We start from the raw sequence: 23,735 nt of genomic DNA, 5'->3' as shown, positions 1-23,735 counted from the left end.
AAATAAACAGATGAAAATAGCTATAGTATGTTATCCTACTTTTGGAGGTAGCGGCGTGGTGGCGACGGAATTAGGAATTGCCTTGGCCAATAGGGGCCATGAAATACATTTTATAACCTACCGCCAACCGGTGCGTTTGGAGTTGTTGAGCAATAAGATATATTTTCATGAAGTACATGTACCGGAATATCCCTTGTTTCATTACCAACCATATGAATTGGCCCTTTCCAGTAAATTGGTAGATACAATAAAGTTATTTGGTATAGAGTTGTTGCATGTCCATTATGCAATACCCCATGCTTATGCTGGTTATATGGCCAAGAAGATGTTGGAGGAAGAAGGGATTTATATTCCCATGGTTACAACCTTACACGGTACGGATATTACTTTGGTGGGCAAGCACCCATTTTATAGACCGGCAGTTAATTTCAGTATAAATCAATCGGATGTTGTTACTTCGGTTTCTCAAAATTTGAAGGAGAGTACCTTGGAATTGTTCGATATAAAAAAGGACATTGAGGTTATTCCAAATTTTATAGATAAAAGGAAATACAGCATGCACTTTACCGATTGTCAGAGGTCGCTTATGGCATCGGAAGATGAGAAAATTATTACTCACATCAGTAACTTTAGAAAGGTTAAGCGCATTCCGGACGTAATTCATATTTTTAACAAAATTCAGAAACAAATACCCGCCAAGTTGATTATGGTAGGGGAGGGACCGGAAAAGGAAGGTGCTGAACGTTTGTGTGAGGAACTTGGTTTATCCAACAAGGTAATCTTTTTGGGCAATAGCAATGAAATAGATAGGATACTATGTTTTTCCGATTTGTTTCTATTGCCGTCGGAGACAGAGAGCTTTGGATTGGCCGCTTTGGAGGCTATGATCAATAGGGTAGCGGTAATTTCCAGTAATACAGGAGGTATTCCCGAAGTCAATAGACAGGGTGTTACAGGTTATTTGAGCAATGTAGGCAACGTAAATGAGATGGCCGAAAATGCACTTAAGATATTAAGCGACGACCAAACTTTGGAAATGTTCAAATCCAATGCGGCAAAGGCTGCCATGGATTTTGATATTTTAAAGGTTTTGCCACTTTATGAGTCGGTTTATGAAAAAGCCTTTTTGGCTAGACACGAGAGTTTACAGCAGAATTAATGCGATTATTACTACTTATAATATTTCTATTGGGAACTGCTTGTGTAGGTCAAAAAGCTGTATCCAGCGCTATGGACGGCGGCTCTGAACAGGATTCAATAAAGCTTCAATTGGTTTTGGAGGATAATTATTCCGGGGTTGAACAACCAGAATTTCAAGTTGTCAGGGACCCCAAGACATTGAAGAATTTATTTCTTCAAATCAATAAAACCAGAAAACCAGGATTGCCAATTCCAGAGGTGAATTTTACCGAAGAACTTTTATTGGTTTATTGTGCAGGAACTAGATTGGGTGCGGGCAGATTGAAATTGGTCATAACTGAAGAATCTCCAAAATATATTACCGTGGGTAGGCAGGAACAGAGTTCTTCCAAAAAAGAATTTCTTAATGCCGCTACCACACCAATTTATATTTATAAGATGCCAGTAACCCAAAAAGAAATTAGTTTTCAATAATTTTTTAAATCTTACAATTCTTGTTGGGAATAAATTGAAAATTGGAACACTAATATTTTTATTGGATGAAATTTCGCCAACTATTCCTTAATTACCTCTACAGCCCATATAATGGGCGGATTATATCCGATAAGATACCTTTTTCTTGGATGAAAAATTAATTGAAATCGGAATTTTCAAAAACAGGTTTTGTAGGAAACCGCTTAACGAGTTTTACAGCATTTAATAGAATATAAATGGCGTCCATTTAACATTGCCATAGCTTTGGGCAAAGATTTCAAAGAATCCCAAATTTACAATGCTATGAAAACCTACGCGTTTGCTATTACTTTTTTATGTGCCATTTCCTTTAATTTCAGTAGTGCCCAAGAACTACAATTAACTGCTAAAGACAGTGTAGTAACCAGTTCGTGGGTTTTGGGATTGGGCTACAATATTGTAGATGATTCGGCCACACCATTTGGCGGTGATTTTCTAAATATTAAGGATACCTGGAATGCACTTCCTTATCCGTCCTCCATAAGTATAGGAAGGACTTTTAGAAATGGGTTGGGCATTAAGGCAATTGGTTCCTACAATAAATATGATGTAGGAAAGAAAGTGGATGGAGCAATTAATCTGGTTGAAAGGGATTATTATGCTATTGATGGTATGATAAGTTATGACCTTAACAAGATTGTGGGCGAAACAGGATGGTTTGATCCTTTTCTACATGTAGGTGCCGGTTATAGTGACATAGGATCTGTGGGTAGGGCAACTGCAAATGCAGGTTTTGGATTTAATACCTGGTTCAACGACCGTTGGGGCTTAAACTTTAATACCATGGGTAAATGGGGTATTGAGGAAGGTTCTACCAAGCAATTACAACATTCAGCTGGGGTAGTATATAGGTTTGGAATAGAAAAGGAACTGTCCAAAAAAGGACTTGAGAAGTTGGCTTTGATCGAGGAAAACCAAAGGGTTTCCGATTCTATTGCAGCTGCTAAAAAGGCAGAGGAAGAGGCCAGACTTATGGCAGAGCGTTTGGCCCAAGAAAAGGAGAAGGCACGTTTGGCTGCAGAAGAAAAGGCTAGAATAGATGCGGAAAACAGAAGAAGGACAGAGTTGGAAAATAAAATCAAAGATCTGGGTAATGTATACTTTAGTCTAAACTCTTCTTACTTGAGCAAGCCTTATCAGGAATTGTTGGACAAGTTGGCTGCGTTAATGGAAGAAAATCCGGCCTTGACACTGAAAGTTGGTGCACATGCAGATTCAAGAGGAGCTGAAAAGTATAACCAATGGCTATCTGAGAAGAGGGTTAAGCAAACCCTGGATTATTTAATAGCGAAGAAGGGAATAGATGCCTCTAGGTTAACTGGGGAAGGTTTTGGGGAGACACAATTGGTGAACGATTGTGATAATAATACCTACTGTCCGGAATCCAAACACAAACTAAACAGAAGGTCAGAGTTTGAGGTAATGGAATTCTAAAAATAAAATCCAATATTCAACAAATAAATCTCAATTCCCTTATTTAAAATCATGCGTTATTTTAAGTAAGGGAATTGAGATTTACATGGATATAGTTAGGGTATATATTGTTATGTAAATGATGTATTATGCTCGACTAATCAATAAAAGAATCATTAGACGTATGTAAATTTCAACCTAACTATTAATCGAATTATAATTTGTAGACTTTGATTGTATAAAATTATTAAATGTACTATATTATTGCATGAAGTATAAATTATGAAAAAACAGGATAGATTGCATTTCGGCATCGATATTTTGGACAGTGAGAAGGTGGCCTTGTTTTATTCAAAATTAATAAATCAAGAAACCGATCATATATTTCATTCCGCACAATATGTTGATTCTGCGTATTTGAAAAATAGCCTTTTTTTGATAGATGATGTTCCCAATTACTTGGAATCTGAGGTTGTCTCCAATGGGGCGGATATCAAAATAAAAAAAATAAACACTTATGAAGGCTCGCTCATTAATTTAAGGAATTATGGAAATTTGGATTCATATTTGAAACAAGAAATTAGTCCCCAAAGAAGATCTGCTTTAAAGCGATGCCAAAATAGGCTGGATTTATGCATTAAACCGGAATATCAGATATATTATGGGCAAATTACCAGGGCCGAGTATGATTCAGTTTTCGAAAGCTACAAAAGATTGCTAACAAGGCGACTCGCACAAAAGGAATCTTATTGGGAGGAGCTGGATTATTGGGAAGAAAGATATCAAATTACTTTCGATTTAATTAATAAGAAGAAGGCCTGTGTGTTGGTGATATATAATGGCAAAGATCCCATTTCCATTTATATAAATTCTATTTGCAAAAATACATTGGAGATCGATGTCGTCACCTATGATATAGATTATTCAAAATTTAAATTAGGTTTTTTGGCACTGACGAAAGTAATAGAATGGGCCATTGAAAATAAATTTGACTTGATAGACATGTCAAAAGGAGATTTTTATTATAAAGAGCGATTTAGGAATAAAGTCTATACCTTTCAAAAGCACATAATTTATGATGCCAAAAATATGGCTATTCTAGTAAAGTCAAATTATTTGGCGTTTAAATTAAGTTTAATGTACAAATTACTGCCAATACTGAAAAATTGGAAAATTAATAAATTTTATAGGGCCTATGTTTATAATAGGAAAAAGAGCTTATTTAAAGGATATTCCAACGAATATTCTGTTGAGAGAGATAATAGTTTGGAGATTAGTTTGCCTGAGGACGCAGAATTGATTCAATTGGATAATGACAAATATTCATTTCTAAAGAAGACCTTTATGGATTATTTATTCTTAAGTTTTGAGTATATACATGATGTATCCATCTACAAGTCTCAAAATGGGGTGGAATCCTATTTTTTTATAGGGAAAAATAAAAAGGAAAAAGTAATTGTAAAAAGGAATTAGATTTTACTAAAATAAGTTTGTTTTATTCTAGTTAGTAGTGCAATTAAATGATTGGGTGGGCTTATGTCTTCGTATGATAATTAAATTAAGTGTTATTGGAAATTACCAAATAAACATAAATGCAGAATCCAAAATTCCTTTTTTTAGATTAAGTGCCAATCCAAGTGGGGCAAAAGTATAGTTTGTAGTGATTTAAGTATACTTCTTACTTTGTGGTTTTGTAAAAAGGCTATGTAGGTTACCATAAAAACATAGGTTTCAGGGAAACCTACAAAGGGGGTTAAATAAATATGATATACAAAAATTAACCGAACATAAAGTTAATTATTGTAATGGCATAAATTTATAATTCCTTTACAATTTTTATTTTCTTATGTTTCCCTTTAACTATGAAAAAATCTTCATTTTCAACTTCGAATACTTCAATATTGGTAACGTGTTCGGAACTTGAATATAAAAAATCAAAAATAGACTTTTTCAAGAAAGAATAAGGAGCATTTGAGAAATCAATTGGTTTAAGACCTGGAAGGGATATCTTGTCATCTATAGGTGAAGTTTTAAACGTTATTGAATCTTCAGCTTTATTGTGATTTCTACTAGATAAAAGTTTTTTGGCCCTTAATACATATTTATGAATATTTTTAGATTTAAGATATACCTTTAGTTTTAGTAGATTTTCCATTACACAGGCGTACAACTTTGCCCAAATGCACCTTTTTTGATAAACCAAGTGATACTCAAAATTGTATATTAGATTGCTCCATCTTCGTTTATAGTCCAAGTCACCTCTTCCCATTTCAAATATTAGATAATCATTGGCTATACACCATTCAATTTGTTTGTAGATTTCCACATGACCAAGTCCAAATTTAGAATAGTCTATATCATAGGAGGAGTTGGAGCTGTATAGAATTCCATTAAAATGATAATTTAGGGATATTTCTATCGGTTTTTGTTCATCATATATTACAAATAATGATGCTCGTTTATTGTTTATTAAATCGAAAGTTATCTTAAAGGTATAGTCCCAATAGGCTAAACTTTCGTCTTGGTCATCCCGTTGGCCAAACCGATTTTCCTTCATTTTTTCCAAGGTATTCATAATAAACTCGTATTCCAGTCTATCAATATGTCCAAAATAAAGTTTATAGTTTATGTTGAAACAGGTCTCTAAGCGATTCACATATCTCCTTATAGATTTGGCATTGGACCTAAATTGGTTTTTTAAATAGGAGTCTACATCAGAAAAATCGGAGAGATGTGCCGCATAACCTTTTACGTGACTTACTTTTTTAACATTAAAACGATCTGGATGTGTTAGTTTGGGAACCATATAATCGGGTACAAACTGTACATTGTATAATTTGTGAAAGGAGCTATCATTATTCTGGGATGTATTCACTTCTCTCGGGTACAAGCATTTATTGTCCTTTTCAAAAAAAATATTGGAATAGATGTTGGGTAGACCGTTTTCAATCTCAAAAATCTGATCAAAAAAATTAAAAGTATGCTTCAAAATATCAATTTATTTAAGACTGGTTAGTATATGAAAATCCGTAAAAATTTCATTAGAATGATAGCTCAAGGAATTAGCGATAGGTTCATCATGGTCATATATGACTGACAAAGATTCTTTTTTTTATTGATCATGTCGTGCCCTTTTTCGTAAATAGAGTCCCATTTTAAAATGGCAAAATTGAATTTTTTGTTAAGAGAAAACCTTGAGCTTAACATAGCCTTTAATGAAGTCATTAATGAATGGTTTTCCTCTCTTGTTATTTCGTTAAAAAACATTTGGGGTCTTATTCTAAAACTATTTTCAAGACGTATAAGAGACTGGTTCAAGCCAGTTTTGCATTTAATTCTAAAATTACTTTTGATGTAATTTTCAATGGAATCGTAACTTTCCAATGTAATAGTACAGCTATCAAGTTTTTTATCCTTCATTTTTACCCCTTTAAATTTGTCGGGATGTTTTTTTTCGAAATTAAGATAAGTAGGAAATGACCAAATTAGTATATGCAGTTTCTTGTTGCCCATATGATGTTGATTTTCCAAAATCAATTTTTTAACACTAGATCAACTATTCTTGAACCTTATTTTAATCGCATAATTTTCCCCTTTTATCAAGTAGGAATCGGTTTCCAACGGGATTTTATAAATGGAAACCAAATCATAGTTTTCCTTATAGGAATAAAGGAAGTCCATTAAAGGTTTTCGAAGAAAGCTATGCTCTTCCGTATCTGGTGATATGTTATTTTCCTGTAGATCAAAATTGGGCTCCTTGTCTACAACTTCTATCTCATAATCGGTTTGAGCAAATTGTTCAGAGCCCTTCCCATCTTTTAAAAACATCCTTAATTTTCTATAATGAACAATAAAACCACTAGATAGGAAATAATTGGTGAAGGCATATTTATTTTTTACATAGGCGGCATAAACATGGGATAATCTATTCTTGGGAGAAGATATAATATGATTTTCAAAATTATAGATTAGATTACTCCATCTTCTTTTATAGTCAAAATCTCCAAATCCCATGTCAAAAATATCAATGCTATTGGCAATACACCAATCCAATTGCTTATAAATTTCAATATTGCCCAAACTAAATTTGGAATAATCCAAATCAAACGAACTTATAGCGCTATATAGAATATTGTCATAATGAAAATTCATTGAAATTTCAATAGGTTCCTCACCATTGTATATTACAAAAAGGGATCCTTTTTTTTCGTTAATCATCGACAGAAAACTATTTGCATAATAATCCCAATTTTCCAGGGCTTTATTTCTATCCCTTCGTTGTTGAAAGCGTTTAGACAACATTTGGTGTAAGGCCTGCATAAGGGAATTGTATTCCTCGGTAGAGATATGGCCATAAAAAGTTTTGTAGGTTATCTTAAAACTGGTTTCAAGTCTGTTTAATGACCTTAAAAAGGTTTTCCTCTGAGTACTTTTAAATTGTTCTTTAAGGTATGTAAGGGCATCGTTATAGCCTTCTAAATTGATTGCAAAACCTAATTTTTGAAAAACTTTGCTACAATGTAGCTTTGGAAGTGTTGTGGCTGTAAGATAGGTCGGGAAATATTCCCATACATTAATAGTGGATATTTTATAAAATTGGTCAATTTCCGAATTATTAAAAATAGTTTTTTTGTTATAGGTCAAGTTTATGTTGTTGTACACTTCTGGAACCATGTTTTTTTCGAACAAGTGTAAATAAAAATTTCCCTTATTTATTTTTTTTATTCTCATTGGTTAATGTTTGTTTTGGTTGTTGCTTCTAGGGTTTAACCTGCTACTGTAAATAGTTCGTGTGTTTAACATGCATCGTTAACACAAAATAAACATACCATGTTTCATGGCGGATATTAAAAACGATTATAATTGAGCAAAATCATTTTTAATGGCGTTATAGTTAGATTTGAATTGAGGTTTAACATACCCATGAATATTGTTTACATTTTTAATTAAAGTAGTATGATCTAGGTATTCTCTTTTTCCGAGGAGGGCCGTAAAGGAATGAGTTCTTGAATATATTTTGGTTGACATGTTTAGTTATTCTTGGAGTAATTTAACTTGATGAGTTTTATTTTTTCCACTAATGATGAAAATATCCTGGAAGTTTTTAAGATTGTACACTTTAATATTTTGGGAAGGCTCGAAATTACTATATTGGAAGTCATAAATTTCTCTTCTTAAAAAATCAAATTTATCCGCCCGATAATCAATTTCATGGAGGTCTTCCCTTTTTGGCCTGGTTTCGAGTGGTTTTACTTCAAATAAGTCCTTTGATTCATTGGAATCAGGTTGCAATTCATTCTTAAGTAACCTTCTAAATTTATGATAAATTAAATGTACATTTTTCTCCTTTAAAAATGCTTTTGATTTGAGAAATTGCATTATTCCAAAAGCCATCATTTTATGAACAAAGCGGGAATTATTGTATAATATTTGGGTGTCAAATTCATAGACTTCATTGCTCCACCACCTTTTAATTTCAAAATCCCCTATCCCCATATCGAAAATTTGAAAGCCATTTTCAAAACACCATTCCAATTGCTTAAAAATATCGATATAACCTAATCTAAATTTGGAGTAATTTATATCAAAAGATGTTATTGCATTGTCCAGTATATTCTGGTGGTGATAGTTTAGACAAATATCAATTGGGATATCCCCATCATATATTACAAATAAGGAGGCTTTTTTAGTAAGAATCATTGAATAGGTATTTTTTTTAAGAATATCCCAATGGTTCAATGCTTCATGTTTGTCACCTCGTTCTTCAAATCGATGGATGATGAAGGAGTGTAATTTTTTAAATAAATACTCATAATTAGGCAAGGTTATTTCTCCATAGTACATTTGATACCGAATGTTAAAACAAGTTTCCAGTCGCCTTAAAGAGCTCCTCATATTCTTCCTTCCTTTAGAGCTCATTTTAAAATTCATATATTCATCAACATTGGAAAAGTCACTTAAATTAACTGCAAAACCAATCGATTGACTGAAAATAAAGGATTTTAGAGGTATTTTGGAATCATTTAAGGATAATTGAAAGTAGGGGTTGATGTAGTTTACAATATGAATAGTCGAGCCCAATTCAGGACCTATGGTCTGATTGGGATTTACATAGTTTTGTTGATTACTCCTATTAGCAACATTGGTGTAGAATGGATAAACTAACCTTGTTTCAAAAAAGTCGTTATTAAATTTGTGTTTTTTTACAGTAACTAAGCTCATTATTTTTGGTACAAGTTTTTTATTGTGGCGGTTCGGGTGGTGGATTTCCCCTCGATAATAAAGTTTGACTGGTTATTTTTAGCTTGTTGAACTCTTATATTCACTAATTTTCCATTATTAAAGTACAAAAAATCAAATATTATAGATTTTAAAAAGGTAATGGGAGGGAGCTTGAAATCAATATTAGCTAAATCAAGTTCCTCCAATTCCTGATTTAATTCGGAAAATTCATAACTAATATTTAGAGTACCCTTATTTTTTATACCTTTTAAAAGGAAGCTTAGTTTGTAAATCTTGTCCGTCAGTTTTTTTTCCCTTAAGAACTGTTTTAGGGTAATGAATTTCTTAATTGCAAAAGCAATGGTTTTGGTAAGTATGGCATTTTTATTGCGATAAAGATGGTATTCAAATTGGCATTCCCGATTGCACCACCTTTTTTTATATTCAAAGTTACCGTATCCCATATCAAAAATTATAATATTATTGTCAATGCACCATTACACTTGTTTGTAAATTTCAGTCAGTTTATTCTCAATGCAAATAACAAATAATGAACCTTGTTTGCAATTTATTGTACTCCTAAAGGTATTCAAGTAATAGTCCCAATTTTCCAAGATCATGTTTCCATCATTAAGTTGTTCAAACCGTTTTATCAGCATTTGGGGCAAAGCATTAATTAAATACTGGACTATAAGTTTTCAGGAATTGTAATAACCCTATTCTTTGCGTAGTTTTAAATTGATGAACTAGATAATCTTTGACATTTTTTATTCCATTTAGGTTAATTGCAAAACCTAATTTTTGAAATTTTTTGGTACACTCTAATTCCTGATTTAATGTGCCTTTTAGGGAGGAGGGGAAAAATTCCAAAACATAGATACCCAAATTTGTATTAATTTTTTTGGTGCTTGTAATTTAAGGATTCTTTCATAAGCATTGCGGATGCAAATCGTTTCATATACATAGTTAACGAGTTTTTTTTCGTAGAGATCGGAATAGTAATTATGTTGATTTATGCTTTTTGACCTCATGTCCTATTCATTATTTTGATATGATAATTTGTTTCTTATATTTGTCACCTATGATATAATAAGTATTAGGTTGGTTCTTTGAAATAAATAATGCAACATCTTTCTGAGATTCCGAGTTAAGGAATAAAAACTCGAAGACAATTTGTTTTAAGTAGCTATGTTGGTCAATACAAATTTTCTCTATTTCTGTGTTTTCTTTCATTAATTCTTCAGTAATATCATTTACAGTAAATTTAGGAAGTGGTTTTGATGCTTTATTATCCAACATATAAGTTAATCTGTGTAGATGTTCATTTATGTTTTTTTCCCTTAAATATTGCTTGCCTTTATAAAAGAGCTGTAGCAATTTTGACAATGTAAAAGAGGCCAGGGAATTGGAATTATAGTAAATATGATATTCAAAATCGTACTTGAAATCACTCCAACTTTCTTTATAATCATAATAACCTTTGGAAAAATCAAAGACAGCATAATTTTTTTCAAATGCCCATTCCAACATTTTCATAATAGAAACCTTGCCTAGATGAAACTTATTATAATCTATATCAAATACGGTAATGGCATCAAAAATCGTTTCGTCCGAATAGTAATTAAGCCTAACACTAATTGGTGTTTCTCTATTGTAAATCACGTATAGGGATGCTTTTTTCTCTAAAATCAAGGGATAAACAACCTCATAATAAAAATTCCATTCCTTCGGATCTAAGTTATTATTTGCTATTTGTTTATCTTGAAATCTTTTAGTTAACAGAGTATGAAAACTTCTAAAAATAACGTCATATTCCTCTTTACTAATATTGCCATAGTAAATTTTGTAGGAAATATCAAAACACAACTCAAGCCTCTTTTTATATCTATTTAACTTTTGTCTGCTATTTTTACTAAAAACTGAGGAGAGATAATTTTCAAAACCGGAATAGTTTTGAAAACGGATTAGGAATCCAGGATATTGTTTTACCCTATGTAGTTTTAGATTTTTGTTTTCAATTTTTGTATTTATTTCAAAATAAACCGGGATATCATAAATAAGAAACACCTTTTTGCCAAAATTATCGGATTGGGGTTCTTTCAATATATAATATATACCCTTGGTCATATATCTACCTACGTTGGTATATAGGGGTAAAAAGGGATGTTTAAAAAAGCTGATTCCGTTTATAAAATGGAATGTCAATATTTGGGTCAATGATCTAAAATGTTCAACCCAAGTAGTGGTAAACGTTTTCGAAGAAAACGGATTTTTATTCATAATATATGGTTTGAGCCCTCACAACGGTAGCAGGGAAAGTAGTTGATGCAATTTTTTTCAAAAATCTGACAATCCGGCTGTTTTTTTTCTATAATTAATGCTTCGTACTTTTCAATATCGCTTATACATTTCCAAATGGTGAAATTTTTAAAATCATTTGAAAAACTTGATTTGAAGTAAAACAGGGAATCCTCTTTGCTGCCTACCCCTCCGCCAAGATTAAAAAACTTACAGTTTTCTTGAGTAGAAATAATTCTCATTTCATCGATCAATAGCTTTATAGGATATAAATGCATATATGAAATATCCGAGCCAGAAAGATGGTATTGAACAATTTTATTGGTTTCAATGAACATGGCTCCGGCGATTACTTTGTTGGATTCGTTCTCGATGGTCAATAGTATCCTGGTATTAAAATCTTTCGATTCCAAAAGTTTAAAGAAATAATCATGTTCAAAGAAATACTTCTTTTTTGCATTTACCCGTTTCATAGTGTCGTAATACAAATCAATATATTGTAGTACTTCATCTTTAGTTTCTGCAGCCTTGACATAACAATACCTACGGGCTTTGTTGATATGTGTCCTCAACCTTTTGTGATATGATTTCCTTTGGTTTTCTAAATTATCGGTAACATCTATATTTACGATAAGGCTTAGGGCGGATATTTCGCCAAAAGTATTTAAGCATATATCTTGGTAGGGAATAAAAGGATTTAGCCTGGAGAAGACGGAAATAATATTATTATCGATTAAATATTTTCTGAATTCCTTGATGAACCGGGAATTGTCAAAGTTATCATCAATGTTTTTTGTAACGGGTCCGGCATATCCATATACAGAGGTGAAGTCCTCATATCGGGTATCCGGTACCCTACGAAGAACTAATGGGAGAGCAATGATCTTATCGTTTTCTGTATACGTGATTAGAGTAGGGCATTCTCCTTCTTTTTTGGATATCTGATGGTATTCGTAGGTATGATAAAAGTCGTAAAAATCTACAGTCTTTAGTATAGCATTCCAGTCTTTTTTGTTGATTATGGTTTCTATCATGTGCATTAAATATTTATTCGTCCAAGTTTAGCTGTATCGATCTCTGTTCAACTGGTATTCCAGGTTGGCTTTAAAATCAATGTAATTATTATTCTTACCTCATGTGATTGTTAGTTCCAAGAAAGAGGATAAAAATACTTTTGGGGGATATTTTTCTGCTTGATATAAGTAGGCATCGTTATGGATGTTTAATCCATTGTCCATTATGCCAATGGTGTTCCATCCCAGAGCATTGGGAGTTATAAAATCTTTTTTTAAATTGTCCGCTATATAATAGTATGTACCTTTACCGAAGGTCGATTCTAAAATTTTGTAATTATTTAGATTAGGTTTCTCGGTGCCAATTTCTTGCGAAATAACGATACAATCCAAAAAGGAAGTAAGATCAAGAGCCTCTATTTTGTTAGTTTGTGTCTTTTGTCTCCCGTCGGTTATTAAGCCAATTTTACCTTTGTTTTTTTTAATGTTTTGTAAGGTTTCCAAAACTCCTTCAAATAATTCAATGTCCGGTTTGTGTTCCCTGTATTCCGTAATTAAAGTTGACTTAGATACCTTGTAATGCTTATGTATAAACTCAAAAACATCCATTTTATTTCTATATAAGGAGAACATTTTTATATAAAGACTATGCCAGTTCTCTTTTTCCAAATTTTGGGCAATTTCCCTGTACGCCGATTTTAGAAATTCAATTTCATTGTAGAGAGTGTCATCCAAATCGAATACGATAATGGTTTTATTGTCAACCTTGATATCCATGAACTAAGATTTCGTCATCATATCTAATCATTAATAAGTTGCTTTCCCATACATCAAAGCTTTCTTTGATCTCTAGGTCAAAGAGATACTCTTGAATAATCCATTTGGGAAAATTGGCTCCGGCTAGATAGGAGAGGGGAAATCCACCACCAAACCTAGGGTTTATTTCTATACCATAAATATTATTGTTATTCTTGTGTTTAAAGAATTGTGAGGTCAAACAACCTCTTGCCCCTTCAATATAGTTCAGGTGTTCTCTAATATAGGGCACTAGTTCATTATATAAAGTAAGTGCTTTATTGACTTCTCCATCCCGTACTTCAATCCGTTTTCTAGGCACCACACATTTTAGGATATTTTTCTTGTCATAGTAAAGATCACAGGTAAACTCCTCATATTCATTGTGGTCTAAATATTCTAAGAACATTAATTTATCATTTTTAAAATGATACTCCCTTAATTCAGATTTGGATTTAATGATGTAGTTATCAACACTACGGCTCCCATCCAAAGGTTTAATGTACAATGGAAGACTATAGTTATCCTTGGTGTATTCCTTGGCTCTAGCCACTCCTTTGGACTCAAAGAAATCATGGATTATCCTTTTGTCCCTACATTTATGAATAAACCCTTCAGAAGAAATCACCACATGAATATCGTTGGTTTTAAACAATTGCTCATTTTGAGCCAATACCATAAGTTCTGTATCTATAGTTGGGATTATTAATTTAATACCATTGGCCTTGCAGAAATCAATTATCTTTTCAATATAATCAGGTTTATTTAAAAGGGGGACTTCTATATAACCATCGGCTACATGACAGGCCGCAGATGCCTCAGGGTCGGCATCGGCGGCGAATACCTTCCCATGCGGGACTAATTTCTTTATTTCCTTCTGGAAGGCTCTTACCAAGGATACCCGCCTACCTGCAGATGTTATCAGTATATTCATCGTGCTAAGTTATAAAAAGTTCTAAATATTTTGATAAAAGGGTTGATTAAAGGTTTATGGTTAAAGATATAGACCATAAATGAATAACTAAAACCATGATAGTCTTTACCCAGAAATTTTTTAAGGGGGTAGGCATCAATTTTTTCAAATCCAAAAAGCATATCTGGAATTTTATTTATGGGAATATCGGATTTCATTAAACGAACCAATAGAAAGAAAACGAAGGACTGTTGTCTAGTCTTTAAACGTTTAATACATTCATCGGAATTTTTATGGTTGGCTGGGATGCTTTTGATTAGTTGGTCAAATGAATGGGCAGCATTAGCGTTATCAAAAATGACTTTGTTGTAATGTTCAGGGCTTTTATTACGCATGGCGGAAGTAGGCAAAATACGATACCTATGTGCGTCCAGATCAAGGTGGGCCATTTTTTTTGCCTTGCAAAATAATTGTGCGGACAATATTGCATCTTCCATCCATTTTCCCTCAATAAAACGGATGTTGGAGTCTAGTATAAACTCTCTTTTGATAAGAAACCACCATATTTCATTGCGGTATTTATTGGAAGCTATATAAGTGATGCCATCCTTTACTACCGGTGCTTCAATTGAATCAATATTAGTACTAGAATTATGTTTGCTGTCATCTGCAACATCTAGACTATTGAAACATAAAATATCCAGATTATATTCTTCAATAGTTTTTAAAAGCATTCCCAACACATTTTTGGCCAAATAGTCATCGGGGTCCAAAAAATAGACATAGGTGCCAGTGGACTTGTCCAAGCCTGAGTTACGCGCTGCGCCAACTCCGGCATTTTTTTTGTCAATAACCTTGATATTTGGATATTTTAATTGATATGCAAGTGCGATTTCGTAGGTCGTATCTTTAGATTCATCATTGACTATAATGACTTCAAACACAGAGGGGTCAACATCCTGGGCAAAAAGGCTATCAACGCATTTAGGTAGGTATTTTTCCATGTTATAACATGGAATAACGATGCTTAGTCTCATTTTTGATTTAGTTACCGGTAAAAAACTCCATAGTTGCACTCGTATTGGAAGAGATACCATCCCTTTTGATAACCTTTAAGGCCGTTAGCCAAAATATTTTAAAATCCAAAAGGAAAGAACAGTTCTCAACATACCAAACGTCATATTCAAATTTTTGTTGCCAGGATATGGCATTTCTGCCATTGACCTGAGCCCAGCCTGTTATACCTGGTTTGATAAGGTGCCTTTTACGTTGTTGAGCATTGTAAAGTGGGAGATATGAAATTAATAATGGCCTTGGTCCGATTAGTGACATATCTCCTTTGATTACATTTAATAATTGAGGTATTTCGTCCAAAGAAGTTTTGCGCACAAACAGCCCTATTCTGGTGAGGCGTTTTTCATCTGGCAACAACTCCCCATTTTTATCTTTTTTATCGTTCATGGATTTGAACTTTATAATATTAAAGAGTTTTTCATCCTTTCCAGGTCTTGTTTGGTAAAAAAATGGTTCGCCATTGTTGGTAAAAAAAAGAAACACTGTAATGAGCAGAAATACCGGAAGTAATATTATAAAACCGGTTGATGCAATAATTAAGTCGAGAATTCTTTTTAAATATGTTCGATACATTCTCACTGTTTTGGATTTATAATTTTAAGCAATTTTGAATTGATCAAATCGACATCAAATTTAGACTCGGCCAATTCCCTACTATTTTTCCCCATAATCGCTATTTGTTGTGGATTATCTAAAAAATACTTCATTGCATTTGTCAACGGATCTAATTCCTTGGGGGGAATTAAAATGCCATTTTTATCTGGAATAATAGTCTCCCTACAACCGGGCATCATTGTGGTAATTATCGGCATACCTATAGATAGTGCTTCTAAAATAGATCTGGGCACACCCTCCCTATAATAGGAAGGTAAAACAAAAACGTCCGCTTCCGATAGTATGGGTATCACATTATCCTGGTGGCCATGATAGTGAATAATCTTGTCTTTATGTAATAAATCCAGATAATCCATTGAAACAGCGGATGAGTTATTATCCGGGGGGTTGCCAATTAAGTGGAATTCCGCCTTGGGATATTCTTGTTTTAATGTTTTGGCAGCTTCTAGGAAAAGTTCTACACCTTTTTCTTTTATTAATCTTCCAATGATAATAAACTTAATAGTGTCGTCATTATCTCTATTATGTACTCTAAATTTAAATCTTTTTAAATTTATTCCTGAACCGTCAACTACATATGATTTTTGTTTTTCAGTGATTATTTTTTTATCTATGAAAAGATTCTGATCATCCTTATTTTGGAAAATTACTGCTTCATTTTTTTTAAGAGCTTCACGATATAGAAATTGCGTGATTAATTGTAGAAATTTTGCCTTCAATGTTACTCCGCTAAAAGTAAATCCCAGACCCGTTATCAAGGAATAGACTGGGATATTGAATTTTCTTGCAGCTATAGAACTATATATTACTGGTTTAATGGTGTACGGGAATACAATGTCTATTTTATTTTTCTTTATAATAGCCTTCAAATCCTTAATACTTTGTAGATCTTTGATTGGATTTAAGCCATCACTTTCTAAAGTATAGGTAATTGTTTTTGCTCCAAGCACTTTAAGGGCATCAATGGTTTCAATATCATCGAATTCCGGTGCGGCACACCAAACCTCAAAATTATTTTGAATAAGAGTGGCAATAAAATCTCCTCTGAAATTAATCAAGGAATTACCTAAAGAACAAATGATAAGAATTTTGGGATTTTGCATTTTTCAGTTTTGAAAAGTCTTTAAAATTTGATTATTAATAGTTATTTTAATTATATCGATTGCCATGCTGTTAGTGAGGTTCCATAATCGTAAAAATAAGTTTTTTTTTTATGTGCTCCATTGGTTAATTGATTGACTTTATAGAATTTGTAAAAAGTTAAAATTGGCAAAGACTTATCTTTTATTATTGCCAATATTCTCACAAACACAACATTGGAAGTTATGTTTATTACATTGATAATGAAGGGTCTTATTTAATTTTTAAGATTACAGTTACAGCTGTTTACAGCTGAATCAATGGCTTAAAAATTTCTTCACGGTCGTCATAAAATTCAATATATCCCGCTTTTTTAAATATTCATCAAAAACAATACGTTTGTCAGATTTGGATGTCAGAGCGCCTTGGATTGCTAGGGTTAATGAATTTACGTTATTAGGTTCCGCTAAGAAAATTCCTGGGATATCACTAATTCCTCCTGCACATGTTGTGGATACTACTCGCGAGTTTTGTGACATCATTTGCAACAGCACATTGGGAAACCCTTCCATTCTTGACGATACAATGCATACTGACGCATTTTTGAAATAGGGATAAACGTTATTGACAAACCCATTAAACAAAACATCTTTCTCCAATGCCAACTTAGCCACTAGATTTTTTAATTCACTTATTAAATATCCATCTCCTAAAATTATTAATTTTAATTGCGGAAAGTTGTGCTTCAATTCAGCAAATGAAGTAATTAGAATATCATATCCCTTTTCTGGTATTAACCTTCCTGCAGAAATTATATAATTATTTGGTAATGTTTCATTAATTGGATTATTCTCCCGTTCCTTTATCAGTGGAAAATCAATAGGATTTGGAATAACCTTTAGGTTGGTGATTCTATCTATTCCTGCAAAACCGTCGATTAGTTGATTTTTCATTAATTGAGTTTGGCAAATTAATAGGTCTACTTTCTTATAGGCCATCCAATAAAAGATTTTATAGGAAAGGAGTTTTATGCCTTTAAATCTAAGGAATATAGAGGTGGATTCTCTTGCGACAAAATTTTTAGTATTTAATAGATTTAATCGTAACATAATCCCCACTATACCAGTAGTGTATACGTGAGAAGTGAAAATATAGTCATATTTTTTTCTTGTTCTATATTTAGCGTCAAAAACAAACCTCAAAACATTTAAAAACTTACTCCTGCTTTTGGGATAAATAAGTTGGATATGCTTCTTGGAATCTTTCCATGATTTTTGTGCAGAGGTGTGAAGAAAATATATTTCTACAGAAGCTTCTTTATGGAATGTAGCGATCATTTGCAAATATTGTTCGGCCCCTCCCATAGAATCGGTAGGTAATAAAATAAGTATTTTCATATATGCTCTATTTGTTAGGTTGGGTAAATTTATTTTTGAAACTAATAAGATCCTAAGTTTATAGTGTTTTCGATACTAGTGGAGTCCACTTAAGAACGGGCAGAATTGGTTAAGACCTCTAAGAATAAATTGGAATAGCTTTCCATTATTTTATCCTTGCTAAATTTTTGAAATACATGATTTTTAATTAGAGAGGGGTTCCAATTTTGTTTCTCATTTAACTTTGTGAAGAATTCGGTTTCATTATTTACGATGAATCCATTTACAAAATCTTCAATTATTTCTTTAGTTCCCCCAGGAGCATTGAATGCTAATACCGGAGTGCCAACCGCACAGCTTTCTAAAACGGCATTAGGGAATCCCTCAACAAAAGAACCTTGTAGAAAAAGATCACTTTCCATTAAATATTTGGACACTTCACTCGTAAATGGGATATAAATAATTTTATCTTGAATTCCATAATCTATTATAGCCTTGAATATGTCATCTTTTAGTGGCCCTTCTCCTATAATAGTATAGGAATAATCAAATGATATTTTTGATAACGCCTTTAATATTCTCAAATGCCCTTTTACTTCAACTAATCTGCCGATTGTAATATATCTCACACAACTATTTTTATCTCTTGGTTTGGCTATAGAGGAAACATCTTTAAAATTCGTTATAGGATTATTTATAATTAAAACCTTTTCAGGGGAGAGTTTATAATTATTAAGCAGATCAATCCTCATGTCCTTGGATTGACAAATTATTTTATTTAGCCTAGGATAGGCTATTTTGGATATGGTAATTAGCAATGCATTTTTTAAAGATTTAGAAACAACCCTATTCCCTCCAACACTAGCTTCCCTAGCAATAAATTTGATTATCGGAAAAAAAAAGGAAAATATTCCCAATACAATGTTTACGTGGGTAATAGAAGACATTACTATATTTGGTTTGTATTTTAGTATATACAAAAAAAGCGAATAGATACCACCAAGAACTCTTGTCTTATTAAGAAAGATTGTATGTACGTTTTCTATGGAATAAGTTTTGTCCTTTTCAAAACCAATGACCAATAAGGTAGGTTCGAATAAAGATTTATCCATGTTTTGCGCTATAAAAGAGATTACCCTTTCCGCCCCACCTGCCCGAAGTGATGGTAATATAAAAAGTATTTTAATTTTTAATTCGCCCATTGTACAAATCTGTTTTGAGTGGGGGTGCTAATCTTCTTAGCAATCCAAATTTGCTCATTATTTGCTACGTTAAATGAATTTTTATTTGGTCTAAAATGAAAATAATCAACGGAAATGAGCATCAATACCATAAGAAAAGGATAGTCTGCATTTAATATAAAATTATTGTGAAAGGAACTGTGAATAAGATAAGCCAGAAGTACAAGTCTAAAGAAAACCGCATACTCCGGATTTAATAGGTTTATATTTTTAAGTAAGAATTTAATTAAAAAAAAGAATAATATATAGCCTACAAAAGAATAGTGAAATCCAATATTGATCAATCCGTTATGAGCTGATAAATGTAGTATCCCAGATTTACCGTTCTGTCTATAAATTTGCATTTTGGCTTCCGTATAGTCTTCCTTTGTTATCCCCAATGGATAATTTATAACTGCGTATACACCGGTAAACCATAACCATGGTCTAATGTCGCTTTCTCCCTCAGAGCTTACAGATGTTATTCTACTATTGCCACCGTTGGATAGAAAATCTTTGGTTGCAAACAATAGTGCAAGGGAAAGAACTGCAAAACAAAATATTATGAGCTTATATAATCCATGATTCTTAAATGGGGCAAAAAAAAGAAATCCAAACACAAGACAAATTTCTGCAAGTAGGAGAGACCTTGTTTGGCTAAGAATGGAAGCAATGAACAGAAGACCTAAATAATATAAATATACCTTTCTCTTTGATCTTAAATACATATAGAGGGTCAAGATAAAGCTTGTTATAGCAAAATAGGAAAAGCTTATAGATGAACGAAAGGGGCCGGACAGTCTAAACCGATTTTCAAAACCACCGGAAATATAGGCTTCCTCTGTGTCTAAAGCGCCCGATGCACCAGATGCCTCTATGTTTGAATATAATCCTTTTTTAATGTCGTGCATTTGCGATGCAATTGGTGATATTGGATGCTGTAATAAGGAAAAAACACAGATTAAGAGATGAGTGAATATGATAACATTGATATATTTTATATTTTTTTTGGCAATGAGTATGAATAAAAAGGAAAATACAAGAAAAGAAAAACATTTAATGAAATCAGTATAAATGACATCAAATTCAATTTTGCCAGAAATAGCCAATTTAAAGTTTATCAATAATTGCACCAAGGCAAATAGCAATAGCAAGATATTCCATTTTTTAAAAAATGGATTCATTTGAATTTCTATTAAATAGAATTTGAAAAAATAAAAAAACAACAAAATTTCCAATAGCCGGTCATAGCTGATGCCGCTAACTTTAAAGTTTATAAAAACGTTATCTAAAGCTAGTAATATGGCAATTAAGATATAAACTAACCTCATTTAATATCCATTATTTATTACTAAATCGTAAAATTTATCTATACTATGATTTTCTTCTATTATTCTTAAGCTTTCCATTCCATAATTTATGAGCAGGTTTTTATCCATTATTTTTGATAAAACCATATCTAAATCATAAAAATCCTCTGTTGATTTAAAAACATGACCATTTATCCCTTCGTCAATATATCCTTTGGTGCCATTAGTGTCTGAACATACTACCGCTAAGCCTGATGCAAGTGCCTCTACAAGTGAGGTGCCGGCAGGTTCGTTGAAGCTGGGAAGAATAAATAAATCAGAGCTTTCATACAATTTAAAAACTATTTCATGTTTAATATTTAGATGAAAAATAATTTGATTCTCCTTTTTAGGGATGGTATCCAAATATTGTTCGTGCTTTTCCCCAATACATTCGGAAATAATTATAAGTTTATTTTCCCTATTGTCAAAGAATTTTATTCTAATAAGCGACTCCACCAATTCCCTTAACTTTTTTCTTTCCACCATTTTGCCAACTGTTGCAATTTGTATCCCGGGATTATAAATTTTTGATAATATCGATTCTTTTACTACAAGTTTATCCATTACCATTGGAATGTAATAGGTGTTTGGCATTACAGGCTTTGAGACATCTCCAAAGACAGGGGTATAGTGTTTAACGCCAAATAATTTTAAAGTGTTGGCGACTAATTTTCGTGAAAAACCAATATTTTGTCTGTAATTATTTAGACTGTAAATGAATATTTTTTTCCTTAGAATTAGACCAATTATTAAATGTTGAATAGAAATTAATAATCGTAAATTTCTGATTATTACTATGTCGGGATTAAATTCATTATAAATTCTTTTACATTGCCTAAAGGAGCTGAGATGATATTTTCTTAAAAAATATCTATTTTTTGGAATTTTCGCATCTTTTTTATTTTTTATAAACCAATTGACAAGAATGGATGGTTTTGAAAATATTGGTTTAAGATATTTATGATTTTCACTTCCTCCCTGATAAATAGATAAAAAGGCTACAGCAATTTTTTTCTTCAATAGATTTTTGGTTAAAAAAAATTGATTTGTATGAAAACGCGGGGCTATAAATAACACTTTTTTACTCATTGTAATTATTTAGAAAATTTGCTCTCAGGACTATTTTTTGAATTTTTTTGGGGAAGGCTTGTAGGATTTGATTTATAATTGGAATATGTTGAACATTAAAAATAATATATCTTTTAGCAAAAAACAGGTATGTCATTACCGGAATGTACAATATTAAACTAATAGTAAAATGGATCCACATAGAGGTTATCCCAAAATATACTAATATCAATGTTATAAATAAAAAGGGTAGATTTAATATAAAGGCTTTGATAATCAATAGTGCATACCAACTTAATGAGAATTTTAAGTTTTTATAGAGTCTGTACCCTACTTGAAAATAGTTTAAAACTGTGGCAGCAAATACTCCACCGGCAACCCCGGGCATACCATACCATAGCCCGCCCAAATAACAACATCCAAACATTAATGCAGCGAAAATAAAATTGTAATAAGCCCCGCGGTAAATTAGCCCCATGGATTTTAAATAAATTTTATTTATTTTGGAACCAAACCTAAATGCTAGTCCCAGTATTAGTATTTTCAAAGGAAGAATTACGTTATCCCATTGTGGGCCAAGTAATAAATTGACAATTAATTGAGCATTGATATATATTAAGATACTGGCTGGTGCCAATATACCAAAACAAAGTGAGGTGCTGAATAAATAAAAAGCAGTTAATTTTTCTTTTTGACTCTGTTTTTGGGATAAAATAGGAAATATTACTTTATCAAATATGCTTCCAAAGAATTTCGAGGGGATGGCCAATAGTTGGAAGGCTTTGGAATATACTCCCATAGTTACAGGACCAAAGGATTTACCTATAATAATGTTGTCGGCGTTTTCGGCAAAATAGTTAAACACAGTCCCAAGGGTATGTCCGGAACCAAAAAACAATAGATCCTTAACCACTTCCTTACGAAACCGCATGGAAAAAGTGGGTAATTTGTAATACAACATGATAATCAAATCGAGAACTAAACCGGCAAATTGGCCTAAAATAAGTGACCAAAAACCAAAATCGAAATACGCTAGTATAATCGAGACCAAACCTGTTCCAAAAACATAGGAGATTATATTACATTTAACGATTATTGAGAACCTCATTTCTCTGGTCAATAAGGCAGATGTAATACTGGAGAAACTTCCTAAAGGAAAAAATATGGCAAAGAACCTAATAGCATTGTCAACGTTTTTTAGTTCAAAAAAAAGGCCTACTTGTGGTGCAATAAAATAAAATAAGGTACCCATTATAAGACCAAGGAGTAAGGAAAGGGTATACGCCAAGGAAATGTGCTTCGGAGTTATGACTGGTAGTTGTATTAGCGCACTTCCAATTCCCATATGTGAAAATAATTCTGAAAAGGTAACTAAAATCATCATGACCGCAACTATACCGAATTCCTGAGGTGTAAGTAAACGAGCTAAAACGCCAACTATTACCAATTGAATTAATATTTGCGCTATTGATCCGGAAAAGTTCCAAATTACTCCAATTAATCCTTTTTTTGTTGTGGATTCGTTTCCCTTCTTCATATTTCAGATAATTCTTAAATAAAACAATTAGTAATACATTCTTCTATTCTTAAGCTATGAATAAAAGGCTATATATAGTACTGGGATTTTCACAACTAATTTTCCA

General features: G+C 32.4%; 20 protein-coding genes. 4 read left to right on the top strand and 16 right to left on the bottom strand.

The features are described 5' to 3' along the window. Positions 1–10 precede the first annotated feature (10 nt). The 4 genes from bshA (at position 11) to MWU78_RS15525 (ending at position 4,539) form a co-directional block, all read left to right on the top strand. Positions 11–1,159 (top strand): N-acetyl-alpha-D-glucosaminyl L-malate synthase BshA, encoded by a 1,149-nt coding sequence (gene bshA, locus MWU78_RS15540; RefSeq protein ID WP_246999369.1) that lies wholly within the window; start codon positions 11–13, stop codon positions 1,157–1,159. Then, positions 1,159–1,614 carry a hypothetical protein gene (locus MWU78_RS15535; protein ID WP_246999367.1) on the top strand — a complete coding sequence of 152 codons (456 nt, stop codon included), beginning with the start codon at positions 1,159–1,161 and terminating at the stop codon, positions 1,612–1,614. Before bshA ends, MWU78_RS15535 begins: the two co-directional genes overlap by 1 nt. A gap of 303 nt (positions 1,615–1,917) precedes the next feature. Next, the gene (locus tag MWU78_RS15530) at positions 1,918–3,087 is read left to right on the top strand and encodes an OmpA family protein (protein WP_246999365.1); all 1,170 of its coding nucleotides are present in this window, start codon (positions 1,918–1,920) and stop codon (positions 3,085–3,087) included. A 261-nt stretch (positions 3,088–3,348) separates the two neighbouring features. Beyond that, a complete protein-coding gene (locus MWU78_RS15525) occupies positions 3,349–4,539 on the top strand; it encodes a GNAT family N-acetyltransferase (protein WP_246999363.1) in 1,191 nt (396 codons plus the stop codon). A gap of 343 nt (positions 4,540–4,882) precedes the next feature. On the opposite strand, the gene MWU78_RS15520 is transcribed toward MWU78_RS15525, so the two are convergent. From MWU78_RS15520 to MWU78_RS15445, 16 genes are all read right to left on the bottom strand, one after another. Then, the gene (locus MWU78_RS15520) at positions 4,883–6,055 is read right to left on the bottom strand and encodes a GNAT family N-acetyltransferase (protein ID WP_246999361.1); all 1,173 of its coding nucleotides are present in this window, start codon (positions 6,053–6,055) and stop codon (positions 4,883–4,885) included. Positions 6,056–6,120: 65 nt separating this feature from the next. Then, positions 6,121–6,486, bottom strand: coding sequence for a hypothetical protein (locus tag MWU78_RS15515; RefSeq protein WP_246999359.1), 366 nt, complete (start codon positions 6,484–6,486; stop codon positions 6,121–6,123). A gap of 132 nt (positions 6,487–6,618) precedes the next feature. Further along, positions 6,619–7,797 (bottom strand): GNAT family N-acetyltransferase, encoded by a 1,179-nt coding sequence (locus MWU78_RS15510; RefSeq protein WP_246999358.1) that lies wholly within the window; start codon positions 7,795–7,797, stop codon positions 6,619–6,621. A gap of 303 nt (positions 7,798–8,100) precedes the next feature. After that, positions 8,101–9,288, bottom strand: coding sequence for a GNAT family N-acetyltransferase (locus MWU78_RS15505; RefSeq protein ID WP_246999357.1), 1,188 nt, complete (start codon positions 9,286–9,288; stop codon positions 8,101–8,103). 1,041 nt (positions 9,289–10,329) lie between these two features. Further along, positions 10,330–11,568 (bottom strand): GNAT family N-acetyltransferase, encoded by a 1,239-nt coding sequence (locus tag MWU78_RS15500; RefSeq protein ID WP_246999356.1) that lies wholly within the window; start codon positions 11,566–11,568, stop codon positions 10,330–10,332. Further along, a complete protein-coding gene (locus tag MWU78_RS15495) occupies positions 11,565–12,620 on the bottom strand; it encodes a peptidoglycan bridge formation glycyltransferase FemA/FemB family protein (protein WP_246999355.1) in 1,056 nt (351 codons plus the stop codon). Before MWU78_RS15495 ends, MWU78_RS15500 begins: the two co-directional genes overlap by 4 nt. Before the next feature lie 99 nt (positions 12,621–12,719). Beyond that, entirely contained in the window at positions 12,720–13,376 is a 657-nt protein-coding gene (locus tag MWU78_RS15490; RefSeq protein ID WP_246999354.1) for an HAD family hydrolase, read from the bottom strand. Next, complete coding sequence (locus MWU78_RS15485; protein WP_246999353.1) at positions 13,360–14,328, bottom strand: ATP-grasp domain-containing protein; 969 nt, start codon at positions 14,326–14,328, stop codon at positions 13,360–13,362. Before MWU78_RS15485 ends, MWU78_RS15490 begins: the two co-directional genes overlap by 17 nt. Further along, on the bottom strand, positions 14,325–15,344 hold the full coding sequence (locus MWU78_RS15480) for a glycosyltransferase (RefSeq protein WP_246999352.1): 1,020 nt from the start codon (positions 15,342–15,344) through the stop codon (positions 14,325–14,327). Before MWU78_RS15480 ends, MWU78_RS15485 begins: the two co-directional genes overlap by 4 nt. Positions 15,345–15,351: 7 nt before the next feature. Next, positions 15,352–15,954, bottom strand: a complete 603-nt coding sequence (locus tag MWU78_RS15475) for a sugar transferase (RefSeq protein WP_246999350.1) — start codon at positions 15,952–15,954, stop codon at positions 15,352–15,354. Positions 15,955–15,956: 2 nt separating this feature from the next. Then, positions 15,957–17,099, bottom strand: coding sequence for a glycosyltransferase family 4 protein (locus MWU78_RS15470; RefSeq protein ID WP_246999348.1), 1,143 nt, complete (start codon positions 17,097–17,099; stop codon positions 15,957–15,959). A gap of 294 nt (positions 17,100–17,393) precedes the next feature. Then, positions 17,394–18,473, bottom strand: coding sequence for a glycosyltransferase (locus MWU78_RS15465; RefSeq protein ID WP_246999346.1), 1,080 nt, complete (start codon positions 18,471–18,473; stop codon positions 17,394–17,396). Positions 18,474–18,562: 89 nt separating this feature from the next. Further along, positions 18,563–19,654 (bottom strand): glycosyltransferase, encoded by a 1,092-nt coding sequence (locus tag MWU78_RS15460; protein WP_246999344.1) that lies wholly within the window; start codon positions 19,652–19,654, stop codon positions 18,563–18,565. Further along, a complete protein-coding gene (locus MWU78_RS15455) occupies positions 19,642–20,583 on the bottom strand; it encodes an O-antigen ligase family protein (protein ID WP_246999342.1) in 942 nt (313 codons plus the stop codon). Before MWU78_RS15455 ends, MWU78_RS15460 begins: the two co-directional genes overlap by 13 nt. Before the next feature lie 420 nt (positions 20,584–21,003). Next, the gene (locus tag MWU78_RS15450; RefSeq protein ID WP_246999340.1) at positions 21,004–22,113 is read right to left on the bottom strand and encodes a glycosyltransferase family 4 protein; all 1,110 of its coding nucleotides are present in this window, start codon (positions 22,111–22,113) and stop codon (positions 21,004–21,006) included. Beyond that, positions 22,106–23,629 (bottom strand): lipopolysaccharide biosynthesis protein, encoded by a 1,524-nt coding sequence (locus MWU78_RS15445; protein WP_246999338.1) that lies wholly within the window; start codon positions 23,627–23,629, stop codon positions 22,106–22,108. The genes MWU78_RS15450 and MWU78_RS15445 overlap by 8 nt, the downstream gene beginning before the upstream one ends. Positions 23,630–23,735 lie beyond the last annotated feature (106 nt).

It is taken from the genome of Arenibacter sp. F26102, from assembly GCF_023015865.1.
GTDB lineage: Bacteria > Bacteroidota > Bacteroidia > Flavobacteriales > Flavobacteriaceae > Arenibacter.
This window is presented reverse-complemented; position numbering and strand designations above follow the sequence as displayed.